The sequence below is a fragment of the Saltatorellus ferox genome (assembly GCA_007751475.1).
In the GTDB taxonomy this organism is placed as follows: domain Bacteria; phylum Planctomycetota; class UBA1135; order UBA1135.
Genome location: CP036434.1, coordinates 217,435 through 232,011 on the forward strand (window position 1 = coordinate 217,435; position 14,577 = coordinate 232,011).

Annotated in this window: 10 protein-coding genes; 7 read left to right on the forward strand and 3 right to left on the reverse strand. The window is 66.1% G+C overall.

Annotated elements, in window-relative coordinates:
• Nucleotides 1-16: 16 nt before the first annotated feature.
• Nucleotides 17-1,258, reverse strand: a complete 1,242-nt coding sequence (locus Poly30_RS00855; RefSeq protein WP_419190795.1) for a proline dehydrogenase family protein — start codon at nucleotides 1,256-1,258, stop codon at nucleotides 17-19.
• Between the two features lie 145 nt (nucleotides 1,259-1,403).
• On the opposite strand from Poly30_RS00855, the gene Poly30_RS00860 reads away from it, so the two are divergent.
• From Poly30_RS00860 to Poly30_RS00880, 5 genes are all read left to right on the forward strand, one after another.
• Nucleotides 1,404-2,090: a CsgG/HfaB family protein gene (locus Poly30_RS00860; protein WP_145194132.1), complete on the forward strand. Its 687-nt coding sequence runs from the start codon at nucleotides 1,404-1,406 to the stop codon at nucleotides 2,088-2,090.
• On the forward strand, nucleotides 2,087-2,440 hold the full coding sequence (locus Poly30_RS00865) for a DUF4810 domain-containing protein (RefSeq protein WP_145194133.1): 354 nt from the start codon (nucleotides 2,087-2,089) through the stop codon (nucleotides 2,438-2,440). The genes Poly30_RS00860 and Poly30_RS00865 overlap by 4 nt, the downstream gene beginning before the upstream one ends.
• On the forward strand, nucleotides 2,437-3,150 hold the full coding sequence (locus tag Poly30_RS00870) for a GNA1162 family protein (RefSeq protein WP_145194134.1): 714 nt from the start codon (nucleotides 2,437-2,439) through the stop codon (nucleotides 3,148-3,150). Before Poly30_RS00865 ends, Poly30_RS00870 begins: the two co-directional genes overlap by 4 nt.
• Nucleotides 3,151-3,304: 154 nt before the next feature.
• On the forward strand, nucleotides 3,305-4,546 hold the full coding sequence (locus Poly30_RS00875; protein ID WP_145194135.1) for a RimK family alpha-L-glutamate ligase: 1,242 nt from the start codon (nucleotides 3,305-3,307) through the stop codon (nucleotides 4,544-4,546).
• Nucleotides 4,547-4,681: 135 nt separating this feature from the next.
• Nucleotides 4,682-6,541, forward strand: a complete 1,860-nt coding sequence (locus Poly30_RS00880; protein WP_145194136.1) for a hypothetical protein — start codon at nucleotides 4,682-4,684, stop codon at nucleotides 6,539-6,541.
• Nucleotides 6,542-6,607: 66 nt separating this feature from the next.
• Here the strand turns inward: Poly30_RS00880 and Poly30_RS00885 are convergent, their stop codons facing one another.
• A complete protein-coding gene (locus tag Poly30_RS00885; protein ID WP_419190796.1) occupies nucleotides 6,608-10,330 on the reverse strand; it encodes a S41 family peptidase in 3,723 nt (1,240 codons plus the stop codon).
• A 163-nt stretch (nucleotides 10,331-10,493) separates the two neighbouring features.
• On the opposite strand from Poly30_RS00885, the gene Poly30_RS00890 reads away from it, so the two are divergent.
• Together Poly30_RS00890 and Poly30_RS00895 are read left to right on the forward strand one after the other, a co-directional pair.
• A complete protein-coding gene (locus Poly30_RS00890) occupies nucleotides 10,494-11,999 on the forward strand; it encodes a serine hydrolase domain-containing protein (RefSeq protein ID WP_145194138.1) in 1,506 nt (501 codons plus the stop codon).
• Between the two features lie 72 nt (nucleotides 12,000-12,071).
• Entirely contained in the window at nucleotides 12,072-13,502 is a 1,431-nt protein-coding gene (locus tag Poly30_RS00895; RefSeq protein WP_145194139.1) for an MFS transporter, read from the forward strand.
• Between the two features lie 10 nt (nucleotides 13,503-13,512).
• On the opposite strand, the gene Poly30_RS00900 is transcribed toward Poly30_RS00895, so the two are convergent.
• Entirely contained in the window at nucleotides 13,513-14,424 is a 912-nt protein-coding gene (locus Poly30_RS00900; RefSeq protein WP_419190797.1) for an SPFH domain-containing protein, read from the reverse strand.
• Nucleotides 14,425-14,577: the final 153 nt, after the last annotated feature.

A 14,577-nucleotide genomic window follows, 5' to 3' on the forward strand; every position in this document is an offset into this window, starting at 1 on the left:
TGCCTTGCTGCCAGGCTCATGATCGACGCCGGCGGCGTAGCTCGTCCTTGATGAGCTTCAGCTCGCGGCCCATTTCCCCGGTGACCGAGGTATTCTCCTGGGCACGCCGGACGAGGTACGGGAGCACCTCGGAGACCGGGCCATAGACCATGTACTTGGACGCGTTGTAACCAGCGGCAGCCAGGTTGAACGTCAGGTTGTCGCTCATCCCGAGGAGCTGCGCGCAGCGCGCGTGCGGGTGGTTCCGCGGGATGCCGCGCTCGTCCAGAAGAACGGTGAGGCGACGGACGCTCTCCTCGTTGTGGGTGCCTGCGAGGGAGCAGATCTCCTCGATGTGATCGACGCAGTATTCGACGGCGGCGTTGTAGTCGTCGTGGGTTGCCTGGAGGCTCGGCTGGATGGGGGTGGGGTAGCCGCGCTCCTTCGCCCGTGCCGCCTCCTTCTCCATGTAAGCGCCCCGCACGAGCTTGCAGCCGAGCCGGTAGCCGTGCTCCCGGGCTCGTTCGTGGCTCGACTTCAGGAACGCGAGCCGGTCGTGCCGGTACAGCTGGAACGTGTTCAGGACGACGACGCGCTCCCGGTTGTAGCGCCTCATCATCTCGTCGGCGAGCTGGTCGATCGTCCCCTGGAACCAGGTCTCCTCCGCATCGATGTAGATCTCGATACCGCTGTCCGAGGCGGCGCGACAGACCTGGTCGAGGCGTTCGATGACGCGCTGGAATTCGGGGTCCTGGTCCGCCGTGAAGTCGATCGTCCGTTCGTTGGATCGTTCGAGCAGCTCGTTCGGCGCGAGGCCCGTCACCTTGACCACGACCGAGTCGACCGCCTCGGTCGATCCACTGAGCTTCGCAGCCTTCAGGATCTCGTCGCGGAAGCGATCGAAGTCCGCCTCCGAGGACTTCGCTTCGGCTCCGTAGTCCATGATGCTCGTGACCCCGCGCTCGAAGAGGCGCTCGATCGTAGGGAGCGCGTTCTGCAGGCTCGTGCCGCCCACGAACTGGCGATAGATGGTGTTGCGTACGCCCCACTCGGCCAACGGGAGACGCCAGCGAACAGCCCACGTCCCAAGCCTCGAGAGATTGTCGCTGAGCCAGCTTCGGCCCATGAGTCCAAATAGCCGTCCGGCAAACTTCAGCTCCCCGTCGGAAAGGTGGCTGAAGGTCTTCTCGGTGTCGCCGAAGTCCGGAAGCGGGACCGCGGGGGTGGGCCCCAGAACGGGCGATGGGGAGGGACCTTCGACAGGGGTGGCTTGGTTCATGGGCGCTTGGGGCGGCGGTTCGTTCGCCGGGTCGTTCCCTGCAATCTTAGCCCACCGAGACACATTCCCACGCTTTTGCCGTGGGCGCGGGCGAGTCTCTTCCCTGAAACTCGAGGCCCCATCCCATCACCACCCCAAGACTCGTATGTCCAGACCCATCGTCCGCCTCGCCCTTCCCGCTGTCGTCGTCCTCCTCGCGGCAGGCTGCCGCGGCACCGAATCGTCCCGCGTCCTGGAGACGCAGACCGTCGAGAGCTACGGAACCAGCTACAGCGGCCCCCGCGCGGCCCTCTCGGTCGGCAAGTTCAACAACGCCTCCCCGTACATGCGGGGGATCTTCAGCGACGGCCAGGACCGGCTCGGGAACCAGGCCCGCACGATCCTGAAGACCCATCTCAGCCAGACGAACCGGTTCGACCTCCTGGATCGCGAGAACCTGGAGGCGATGAACCAGGAGGCGGGCTTCAGCGGCCAGGAGCTCCAGATTGCTGGCGCCAACCTTCTGGTGACGGGCCAGGTGACCGAGTTCGGCCGCAAATCGGTGGGCGACAAGCAGCTCTTCGGCGTCCTCGGACGCGGAAAGACACAGACCGCCTACAGCAAGGTCTCGCTCAATGTCGTGGACGCGCGCACTTCGCGCATCGTGCACTCGGTTCAGGGCGCGGGCGAGTACGCCTTGTCGGATCGCGAGGTCCTCGGCTTCGGCTCCGACGCTGGCTACGATTCGACGCTCAACGGGAAGGTCCTCAACCTCGCCGTCACGGACGCCGTCAACAAGCTGGTGCGCTCGATCGAGATGGGCGAGTGGGATCCCTCGGAGTCGATGCGATGAGACGCACCTTCGTCGTCGCCGCAGCGGTCTGTGCGCTGACGGCCTGTCAGCAGCGCGGGCGCAGCCTCTACGCCTGGGGCAGCTACGAGGACTCCGTGTGGAGCCTGACGCATGCGGAGGGAGCAGCGGACGTGGATGCCCAGATCGACTCGCTGACCCAGACGGTGGAACGTGCGCGTCAGGAAGGCAGAGCGATCCCTCCGGGGATGCATGCCCATCTGGGGCTGCTCTACTCGATGCGCGGCGAGCTCGATACGGCTCGTGCTGCCTTCGAGTCCGAGCGTGAACTCTATCCCGAGAGCACGACGTTCATCGACGGGCTGATCGAGCGAATGGGGGCACGCCCATGACGTGCCCGGCCATGGGCCAGGGTCGGCGCCCCTTCCTCGCTCTGCTGAGCCTCGTGGGCCTTCTCCTGGGTTCTTCCTGCCAATCGAACACCATTCCGGTGACCGAGGCGTTCCTCTCGGCGCAGCCGCGTTCGATCCTGGTTCTACCGCCGCTGGACGAGACGGTCGAAACAGCCGCCACCTACGGCACGCTGGCATCGGTCACGAGGCCGCTGGCCGAGGCAGGCTACTACGTGTTTCCCGTGGCCCTGGTCGACGCGGTGATGCGACAGAACGGATTGCCCACGCCGTTCGAGATGCATTCGGTCCCGGTCTCGAAGCTCATCGAGATCTTCGATCCAGACGCGATCCTGTACCTCAAGGTGACGGACTGGGGAACGAGCTATCAGATCATTCAGTCCAGCACCCGAATCGGTATCAGCGGCGAGCTCGTGGATGCTCGAACGGGCGTCAGCCTCTGGTCGGGCAGCACGGTGCAGGTACAGAACTCGAATTCGGGCGGAGGCGGGATCGTGGGGATGCTCGCGGGCGCTCTCGCGAATCAGATCGCCACGTCGGTGTCCGATCCGAGCCGTGGGATCGCGGCCCGGGCGAACTGGGAGCTCCTCGGGAACCGGCAGAGTGGCTGGCTTCTCGGACCCTATCACCCAAGGGTTGAGGAGGACATCCAGGACCTCGAGGCGCGCTATCAAGCGCAGGTCTCGCCTTAGCGCACCGGGAATTCCCGTCGATCTTTAGGCAGCACTCACTCGATTGTGCGACCGTCTCGGACCGAGGTCCGCGACGGTCGCGCTCATTTTCGAGAGCCTCTCGATCGCGATCCCCCGAGACCTCCCATTCGATCCCCCCAGAACCACCGCCCCCATGAAGCTCGGCATCCTCTCGACCGCACCCAACTGCTACAGCACGCGCCGCCTGAAACAGGCGGCGATCGAGCGGGGTCATCAGGTCAAAGTGCTGAATACGCTGCGGTTCGCCATCGATATCCAGCACAACAATCCGGACCTCTATTTTCGTTCGAAGCAGCTCAGTAGCTACGACGCGATCCTCCCGAGGATCGGCGCGTCGATCACGTACTTCGGCACCGCCGTCGTCCGTCAGTTCGAGCAGATGGAGGTCTACACTCCGAACACGGCCAGCGGCATCGGGAACTCACGCGACAAGCTCCGCTCGCTTCAGATCCTCAGCCGCCACGACGTCGGCATCCCGCACACGACCTTCGTGCGCGATAAGAACGACGTGCTCCCCTCGATCGATCGGATCGGCGGCGCACCCGTCATCATCAAGATCCTGGAGGGCACCCAGGGCGTCGGCGTGATTCTGGCCGACTCGACAAAGGTCGCCGAGGCCATCATCGAGACGCTCCAGAGCGCGCGCCAGAACGTGCTCGTCCAGAAGTTCGTCGCCGAGAGCAAGGGCAAGGACATCCGGGCGTTCGTCGTGGGGGATCGAGTGGTGGCCGCCATGCGACGCGTGGCCCAGGGCGACGAGTTCCGAAGCAACGTTCACCGGGGCGGGATCGCTGAGCCGGTCGAGCTCGACGAGGAGTACCGCGAGACCGCCGTCCGCGCCGCCCAGATCCTGGGTCTGCGGGTCGCGGGTGTGGACATGCTGGAGGGCAATGACGGGCCCCAGATCATGGAGGTCAACTCCTCGCCTGGACTCGAGGGAATCGAAGGCGCGACGGGTCTCGATATCGCGGGCGAGATCGTCGCGTACATGGCGAGCCAGGTCGACTTCCCGGAACTCGACGTTCGTCAGCGCCTGACCGTGTCAGCGGGCTACGGCGTCGCCGACATCTACGTGGCCGCGGGCACGGCGCTCGTCGGCAAGACGATCGCCGACTCCGGACTGCGTGACCGTGACATCCAGGTTCTGAACCTCGCGCGGGGCGGCAAGGTGATCTCGAATCCGCGCGAGGCGCGCGAGTTGGAGGCGGGCGACAAGCTCCTCTGCTACGGCAAGCTGGACGCGATGCGTGGTTTCGTGCCTGACCGCCCGAAGCGGCGCAAGCGGTCGGAGCCGAAGAAGCTCGAGGGCCAGCGTGACGAGGTGCTGGATCGCATGGCGTCGACGCCGGAGCCCAACGGGCCGAGCGACATCTGAGGGAGCGCACGATCCCAGAACACCTGAATTCGGGACGAATGAGGTAGCTTTGGGGAATGTGTCCGCCGCCGAGCGGGCCCATTGCCCCATCCGGCAGGCGGCTCCTGCCGGTCTTTCCTCTCGCCTTTCGTCCCCATGCAATTAGCACACTCTTCACAGCGCTCCCGCCTGTTCTGGACTCCCCTGCTCGCGGCCGCCTTCGCCGTGACCGCTGGCGCCCAGGACCTGGACCCCACCGGAGCGTCCACCGCGCCCAGGGCTCCGAACCACGCCGTCGCCCCGACCAGCGCTGCGCCGAGCAGCGCCGCCGCCGGTAGCGCGACCCTGATCTACACGAACATCCCGGGCCTCCCGCAGGCTGGCGTCCCGGGACTCCCGGGCGTGAGCTTCAAGCCGGGGACGTCCACCACGAACATCGACAGGGTCTATGGAAGTCCGAACGGCAACTGGATCCTGACCGCGCTCACCGACCTCGCAACAGCCGACGACGAGGTCGTCCTCGTCAACGGCGTGCTCGTTCAGCAGGAGGGCCAGCCAGGCCCCTGGACCGGCGGCGTGGAGAACTGCGGCACGATCGATCAGAACTGCGCCGTCAACGACGCCGGCGACTTCACCTTCGCCACGAACACCGACGGCCCTGCGACGGCCGACGACTACATCGTGACGAACGTGGGCGGCGTATGGGGCTTCTCGGCCATGGAGGGCCAGTCGATCGCGGCTCTCCCCGGGAACACCTACGATGACTCCCTCGACTCACCGGTGCTGCTCGCCGACGGCACGTCGGGCTTCAGCGCCGACGGAGTCGACGGGACCGTGGTGGCGGGCCAGGACGAACTCCTGATCGTCGGTAGCACGCTGCTCGTTCAGGCTGGCGTCACGATCCCTCCTGGCCAGGCCGCCGGCGGGACCGAGTTCATGGAGACGCTCGATTTCGGCGACTTCTGGATCACGCCGGATGGCTCCAGCTGGCTCGTTCAAGGGGACCTGACGGGACCCATCGCGACCGACGACGTCGTGCTCGTCAACGGCAGCGTCGTCCTGCAGGAGGGCACCATCATTCCGGGCTCCGGCTTCACGGATCCGATCGACAACATCGGAATCGTGGGCGTGCACATGGACCCGGGCGGCAACTGGTTCGCGCGCGGCAACAACGACGTCACGGAGCAGGACTGGGTCGTCCGGAACGGTGTCGTGGTGGCCACGCTCGGCATGCCGATCACGCCGGGCGCGACCGAGCTGTGGGACGACGCTACCTTCGGCGACTGTTTCTACCTTCATGTGGGCAACGCGAACGGAGACTACGTGATCGGCGGAGTCACGGACAACGCCGATGAGCTCCGCAATGGCGTTCTGATCCTGAATGGAACGACCGAGATCTGCCGCGAAGGCGATCCGGTTGATCTCGATGGAAACGGTCTCTTCGACGACGACGCGTTCGTGAACACGTTCGGCAACGACGACGCGTTTCTCTCCAGCGCTGGCACGTTCTACATGGTCATCACGGTGAAGGACGGCGCTGGGACGGTGCTCGGTCAGGGCTTCTTCTCTCTCGATACCGGCGCCGGCGGCCCTGGATCACCGTACTGCACGGCGGTGGCGAACAGCACGGGTCAGGCGGGTTCCCTCACCGCATCGGGCAGCGCTGTCGCGGCGGACAACGACGTGACGCTCCTGGCATCGAGCCTTCCGACGAACGCGTTCGGCTTCTTCATCACCAGTCAGACCCAGGGCTTCGCCATGAATCCGGGCGGAAGCGCGGGCAATCTCTGCGTCCTCGGCGCCGTCGGGCGCTACGTCGGTCCCGGCCAGGTGCAGAACAGCGGCGGAAGCGGCTCGTTCTCGCTCACGCTGAACCTGGCGCAAACGCCGCAGCCGACCGGCTTCGTCTCGGTCGCGGCAGGCGAGACCTGGAACTTCCAGACCTGGCACCGCGACTTCGTGGGCGGCTCGGTGACGTCGAACTTCACCAACGCGCTGGAAATTCAGTTCCAGTAACAAAGCGCGGCCCCCGGGGAAAACTCCCTGGGGGCCGCTGCTGATGACACGCTGGTCGAATTCGAATCAGCGATCCGACTCAGGCAGGCCCATTCCGCGGCGATCGGGGTCGGCCGGGCGCGGCGGCGCCGCGTAGGCGCCGTCCTCGAGCTCCTGCAGCATCTGCTGGACGGCGACCGCGATCTGCGGGTCCGCTCCGTTCTGCATCAGGGCCGGATCGTCCATGACCTCGATGTCGGGGTCGACGCCGTGGCCTTCGACGCCCCACGAACCGTCGAGTTCGTAGAAGCCGAAGGAGGGGACGGCGAGCGTGCCGCCATCGATCAGCTGCGGGCTGCCCGAGTAGCCGACGAGGCCGCCCCAGGTGCGCGTTCCGATGAGCTTGCCGAGGCCGGCCTGACGGAACAGGTACGGGAACATGTCGCCGCCCGATCCCGCGTCACGGTTGATCAGCATGCACTTCGGACCCTGGTGGGAATCCCCCGGCGTCGCCATCGAGCGACCCCAGCGGCGGCCCCAGTAGTTCGTCCGCGGACGATCGAGGGCCTCGATCTCGCGGTTCGGGAACTGGCCGCCGCCGTTCCAGCGCTCGTCGATGATGAGCGCGTCCATGTGCGCCTGGCCGTAGAACTGACGGAACAGGTCGTTGCGGCCGTTCTGGCCCGTGTCCGGAACGTAGATGTAGCCGACGCGGCCGCCCGAGGCCTTCTCGACCATGGCGCGGTTCTGCTCGATCCACTCGCGGTAGCGGAGGTCGCCCTCGCTACGGAGCGTCTTCACGAGCACCTTGCGCGCGCTGTCGTCCATCGTGGGGGAGTCGGAGACCGTCAGTTCGACCACCTCGCCCGCCTTGCCGACGAACGCCGCCCACGGATCCATCGAAACGTCGAGCGCCGTGCCGTCGACGGCGAGCAGGTAGTCGCCTTCCTTCACGTCGACGCCGGGCATGCTGAGCGGGCCCCGCGCGTCGGAGTCCCACACGCCGCCTTCGACGATGTTCGAGATCCGGTATGCGCCGTTCTCCAGCGAGTAGTCCGCACCCAGCAAGCCGACGCCGACGCGCGGGCCGCGCTCCATGGGGCCGCCTCGCACGTACGCGTGACCGACGTTGAGCTCGGCCACGGTCTCACGCATGACGTAGTCCACGTCCTCGCGCGTCGTGCAGAAGTCGATCATGGGACGATACTGCTCGTAGACCGCGTTCCAGTCGACGCCGTGCATGTTCGCGGCGTAGAAGTAGTCGCGGAAGAAGCGCCAGGAGTCGCGGTAGACCTGCGGCCACTCCTGGCGCGGGTCGATCCGTGTTTCCATGCCGTTCTTCTGGACTCCCTTGGGTGAGCTGCCCTCGCCGGCCTTGCCGATCGAGAGGCTCGAGCCGCCGCCGGTGAGCATCATCTTGCCGTCGGCAGAGAGATGGAAACCGCTGCCGCCGGTGACGTCCTTCTCGGCCTGGTCATCGCCGTGGATGTCGTAGACCTTGATGCCCTTGCCGCGGCGGACGTACATCAGGTGGCCCTTGTCGTTGACCGCGAGGCTACCGAAGTTGCCCGGGGCCATGGGGAGCTGGAGAGCGCGGTGTTCGAAGCCTTCCAGGTCGATCTCGACCACCTTGGCGGGCTCCTTCTTCTTCTTGCCCTTCTTGCCATCGCCATCGCCTTCGTCCTCGGCCGACGCCGAGCGCTCGGCCTTCGCGGTGGCCTTGCCGTCGGGGGTGTCGATGTCCCATTGCAGGCTTCCGTCCTTGATCGTCCCGGTGAAGGTCACTTCCTCTCCGAAGTCCGGTGCGAGGGTGCCGCTGCAGTCTCCGGAGGCCACATCGAGGTCGCCCTGGATGGAGGCCGTGCCCATCGGAACCGTCGCGCTGCCGCTGAGGGTGCTTCCGTCGAGCTTCAGCGTCATCGAGATGTCGAGGTCGCCCGCGCCCGGCAGGTTGATCGTGCCGCTCCAGCTCCCGCTGACCCCGTCGTCTGGTGGACTGGAGGCGTCGTCTTCGTCGTCGCCGTCCTCATCGGACTCTTCGTCCTTCGGCTCGTCGTCTGCCTTCTCAGCGTCAGCGTCCTTGCCCGCTTCTTCGTCGTCCCAGGTCTCCTCGTCGATCTTGGGGGTCCAGGGGAACTCGACGTCTTTGCGGAGCGGCACCGCAAGGAGCACCTCGCCGTCGGTGTAGACGTAGTTCGAGTCGATCATCGAGCCCTGCTGGCCGCCGAAGTTCCGGACGCTTCCGAAATACAGGAAGTCGCCCTGTCGGTCGAAGACCGGGCTGCTGTCCTCGAACATGTCGCTCGTGACGCGGTGCTTCTCGTCGGTCGTGCTGTCGTAGAGCACGACCGAGCTACGATCCGAATCCTCGGCGAGGTTCGTGTAGGCGATCCAGCGACTGTCGTGGGACCAGTTCAGCGGCACACCCCACTCGGCGCCCTCGTTCTTGTCGACGGTCTTCGTGACGCCCGCGGTGATGTCGTGCAGGTAGATCGTGCCCGAGCGGTCGCTGAACGCGATCTTCTCAGAGTTCGGCGACCACGTGGGCGCGTACTTGAAGCCCTCGGTTCCGCTCGTGAGCTGCTTCGTCTCGCCGCGCCCATCGGACTGCTTGACGTACAGCTCGTACTCGCCGCTCTCGTCGGAGAAGTAGGCGATCCAGCGGCCATCCGGGCTCCAGGACGGGTCGCGCTCGGCGACGCCGTCCGACGCGGTCAGATTCCTTGGCTTGCCCTTCTCCGCAGGCAGCGTCCAGATGTCACCGCGTGCTTCGACGACCGCGCGCTTGCCCGTCGAGGAGATGCCCATGTTCTGGACCTCGTCGGAAACGTCCACCATTCGCGCGCGGACGGACTCCTCCGCGCCGGGGATGTCGACGTCCACCTGCCGCGTCTCGCCAGTGCCGAGATCCAGAAGGAAGAGGCCAGCGTAGTTCTGGAAGACGACTTCCCCTTGACCCTTGTCGCCAGGCCCGATGGCGGGCCATTTGACGTCGTAGTCCGTATAGAACGAGACCTGGGCGTGTTCGCCGGACGCGGTGTCGAACTTCCACACGTTCAGCCGGTGGGCGGGGCCGCGGTCGGAGACGTAGTAGAGATCGTCGCCGTGCCACATCGGGAAGCTGTCCGTGCCTTCCCAGTCGGTGACGCGACGCGAGGACTTGTCCTCGAGGTTGAAGATCCAGACGTCGCTCGCGGTGCCGCCGACGTAGCGCTTCCAGTTTCGACTGTCGCGAGCATTGGGCGTGTAGGCGAGCCGCTTTCCGTCCGCGTGGATGGTGCCGTTGAGTCCGTAGGGGATCGAAACCTGCTCGGGCATGCCGCCTTCGCTGGAGACCGTGAACATCTTGGGGGCGCGGCGCTGGCCCGAGAACGCGGAGGTCGAGAAGATCAGGCGGCCGTCATGGGTCCACTCGGTGAACTGATCGCCGCCCGGGTGGTGGGTGACCCGGAACGGGACGCCGCCCGCGACCGAGACCGTGTAGATGTCGCTGTCCCCGTCGTAGTTGCCGCTGAACGCGACGGTCTGGCCGTCGGGGCTGAAGCGCGGGTTGCTCTCGGCGCCCGGCGGGCTGGCGAGCGGCAGGGCCGTGCCGCCTTCACGCGGGACGAGCCACAGATCGTTCGCATAGACGAAGACGATCTGGGTCGCACTGACATCGGGGTAGCGAAGCATGCCGGCCTGTCCAGGTTCCTGGGTGACCGGAGGCGTCGCGCCAGCGGAGGAAGCCGACGTGAGGCCGACGAGGCCGAGTACTGCCAGGGAGTGCCAGCGCAGGCGGAGATCGGGCCGGGGGGATCGCAAAGTCATTTCGGTGGAGTGGAAAGAATCGGGTGAAGCGTGAACCGGGCGGACAAGCGTTGCCGCAAGGTCGGAGCTACGGAAGAGGGGCAGGCACATTTCCTGGAGAAGCTGTCCCAGCTTTTTCACGGGCCTTGCGGAGGGCGGAAGCCGCACCGGTAACATCCGGTCCATGCTCGCTGCCCTCTGCCTTTCGATCCTCTCTTCCGTGGTGACACGGCCTTTACCTCCCGAGCCGAATTCACCGGCTGCGGACAAGAAGGCCCTCCAGGCGATCGAGGCGTACCTCGAACGCTGCGAGTTCTTCGGCTGGTCCGGGGCCATACTGATCGAAGAAAAGGGCCGCGTCGTGTTGCATCGAGGTTTCGGTGAGGCCGATCGCGCGAAAGGCATCCCGTGCGAGGTGGACACCGTTTTCGAGATCGCCTCGGTGACGAAGCCCTTCACAGCCTGCGCGATCCTGGCGCTCGTGGAGGACGGAAAGATCGACCTCGACGAGTCGATCGCCGAGTACCTGCCGGGCGTGCCGGAAGCGCGGAAGAACATCACCGTTCGTCATCTGCTCTCGCACACGTCAGGAATGGGCCGCAGCCAGGGCGTGACCACGGGTACGGACCTCGAAGCGGCCGTGGAAAGCGCCTTCGCCGAGGCGCCTCTCCAGGAGCCAGGCATCGCGTACGAGTACTGGAACCAGGGCTACGCGCTGCTCGCCGGCCTCATCGACCACGTCACCGAGGAAGGCTACCTCGACTTCCTGCGCCACCGTCTCTTCGCGAAGGCCGAGCTGGGAGCGACCGGTTTCACAGGCGACGATCTCTGGCCGCTGGAGAAGCAGGCGATCGGCTACTCCGGCGACACCCCGCTGCGTCACGCGGCGGAGCACCCCTATGGTGCCTACGACTATCGCTATCGCGGCATGGGCGGCATCGTGACGAACGTCGAAGAACTCTGGAAGCTCGCGCGCGCCGCTCTCGACGGAGAGCTTCTCAAGAAGTCCACCACGAGGGACATGCTGAAGGAAGACGGCGTGATCGGCCCTCTTGGATGGCGAATCATGCGTTCTGTGCGCGGCGATCGTCAGATCTGGCACGGCGGCGACGTCGAGGGTTTTCACACGACGGTGGATTGCTACCCGGACAATGACGCCGCGGTGGTGGTGTTCTCCAGTTCGACCGAGGTTCACTCCTTCAAGATCGCCAGGAGCGTGGCGAGCCTCCTTCTGTCGGATGGGCGAGAGGTTCAGGGGCCTCCGGCGATCGTTCGTTGGAAGTCGAACGTGCTGGCCAAATGCGAGGGCAAGTACGGGGATGGGCAGGGGATCACCTTGGTCGTCCGAGCCGTCGGGCCTGGACTGGAGGTGACGGGCGGCGACGACGGGGGCAAGGCGCTGCTCCTACGCCGCGCGGACAAGGATCCGGCGAAGGAAGTCGTGGTGCCGGAGCGCGTCCCGCGCATGCGCTTCGCCGTGGCGGACGATTCGCCAGCGAAGGGAACGAGCCGGAGCAAGGTCGGCAAGCCCAGCGGTGATGAGGTTTTCCGTACCCATATCTGGGCCCGCTACCAGGCGACCAGCATCGTTCCCACGCTGCGCTTCGAGCCGAACATGCGCAGCCCGGAGACGCTCATCCTCGAGATCCCCGATATCGGCGAGTACCACCTGAAGAAGCAGAGCGACTGAATTCAGGTCGCGTGGGAAGAGGCCTCGGACTTGCGGCTTCCATCGCGCTGACTCGCTGCTACCGTCTCCGCCGTGAAGCCGAGTCCCAAGCCAGCCCCAGCCCCAGGCACGAGCGAGGCCGAAGGCGGGACGCTCCGCCGCGGGCCGCTCTCCGATGAGGTGGTGAAGCGCGGGATGCGCCTTTCCGTCCTCGAGGGCATCGCGTTCGCGATGATGGTCGGCCTGAGCGAGGCCTTCTTCCTTGCCGACGCAATCCGGCTCTCCGCCTCGCGCCTGGAGCAGGCGCTGGTCGTGACGGTGCCGCTCTTCGTGGGCTCGCTGGGTCCGCTGCTCGGCGTGGTGCTGCTCGCCAGGATGAGGGCGAGGAAGCCCCTCGTGGCATGCACCGCGCTGGCCCAGGCCCTCGGTCTTGCGGGTCTTTCCTTCGCGACCTACGCGGGCTTCTCCTCCCCGATCCTGCTCATCGTGGCGGCCACGCTCCACGGATTCTTCGGCCAGTCGGGCGGCTCCGCGTGGAGTTCCTGGTTCGGCGATCTCGTTCCAGAGGACGTCCGCGGTCGCTACTTCGCCGGGCGCAACCGATGGATCTACGGGGCCACGTTCGCAGCCATCCTCACGAGCGGTCTCGTCCTGAACTCGCTGGAAGCCAGGACGGTGATCGCCTCCGACGGTGCCGGTAGCCCTGGCTTCGCGCTCATCTACGGCCTCGCCGCCCTCTTCCGTTTCGGCTCCGCGGCCCTCCACTTCGCAACGCCCGAGCCCCGCTTCGGCGGTCTCACGCCGATCAAGCGAGCCGCGCAGTTCACGAGAACCGCCAGTGGCCGCGGTCTCGTCCGTCTGATCCTGGCCAACGCGATCTTCTACTTCGCGGTCTACGTCGCGAGCCCCTACTTCGCCCCGTTCATGCTGGGCGAGCTGCACTTCACCTACCTCGAGTACACGGCCGCCACGACCATCGTGATCGCGGTCAAGGTCCTGGTGCTCTCCCGCTGGGGCAGCGTCGTCGACCAGATGGGCCCGCGCCCGGTCTTCTTCGTAGCCGCGTTGATCGTCGGCATCATTCCGCTGCCGTACCTCTGGACCGAGGGACTCGGCTGGGTGCTCGTGGGTCAGGCGCTCTCGGGTCTCTCGTGGGCGGCCTACGAACTCTCGCTCTTCAGCCTCCTGCTCAACCGCACCTACCGCGGAATCCGGCCCCACGTCTTCGCGCTCCAGAGCCTCCTGAACGGCGCCGCCCAGCTCGGCGGCAGCCTCGCGGGCGCCGCCCTCCTCGCGACGATCCCCGGAGCCGATCTGCGCCTGATCTTCGCCTTCAGCATGGGCCTCCGAGTGCTGGTCGCCCTCGCGCTCCCCGTTCTCGTTCCCGAGCAACGCAACGAACTGATGCTCGGCCGCCGCGCGGTCCTGATGCGAGTGATCGGCTTCCGCCCGTCGGGGGGCCTCTTGATGAGCGGCTCGTTGCGCGTCCGAAAGAGACGGGCCGAGCCGCAGGATCACGAGTAGACGCTGACTCCTACATCCCTCCCGGGCCCGTGTTCAGCATCGGCTTCACGCTCTCCTGGCCGCAGAGCACCACCAAGAGGTTGCCCACGAGCATGGCCTTGCGGTCCTCGTCCAGGGTCACCACGTTCTTGCGGGCGAGCTGATCCAGCGCGTCCTCGACCATGCTGACCGCGCCTTCCACGATGAGGGCGCGCGCGGCGATGATCGCGCCGGCCTGCTGGCGCTGCAGCATGGCGGACGCGATCTCCTGGGCGTAGGCAAGATGGTTGAGGCGCGCTTCGATGACTTCGATGCCAGCTTCCTTCAGTCGGCCGGTCAGCTCCTTCTCCAGCTCCTCCGCCACCTCGTCGGTGGAGCCGCGCAGGGTGATTTCCGCGCCCTCCGCCTGGAGATCGTCGTAGGGGTACTTGGTGGCCATGTGCCGGAGCGCCGCTTCGGACTGGACGTGGACGTACTCTTCGTAGTCCTCCACGTCGAACGATGCGCGCGCGGTGTCCTGGACGCGCCAGACCACGACGGCGGAGATCTCGATCGGGTTGCCGAGGAGGTCGTTCACCTTCAGCTTCGAACCGTCGAGGTTGTGCGCGCGTAGCGACAGCTTGCGCTTCGACGTGAACGGGTTGGTCCAGAAGAAACCGTCTTGCCGGACGGTGCCGCGGTAGCGGCCGAAGAGAACGAGCACCCGCGCCTGGTTCGGGTCGACGATGAAGAAGCCGTTCAGGTGAAAGAGGCTGATCACCAGCATCAGGACGGCCGAGATCATGAAGGTGGCACCCACGGCCCTATCCCCATGGTCGAGCTGACCGCCTCCCAGGGCGAAGAGGGCGATCACGCCGAGGAAGAGGAGCGCTTGCATTCCCAGCATGGGCCAGCCACCGAGGGGATCGAGGCTCTTCTCTTGGGAGACGGGGCGGTCAGACATGGAGGGGGCTCCTGGGGTGGCGGGAAGGATGGGGAACGAATCCATCACCCTACGACTCGCCGTCGAAGTGCATTCGATCCCGGCACCGAATCCTGGACGCTCTCACTGTGAGGCGGCGCGACGCCGTCTGCGGTGCCTTCTATGGGGCCTTCT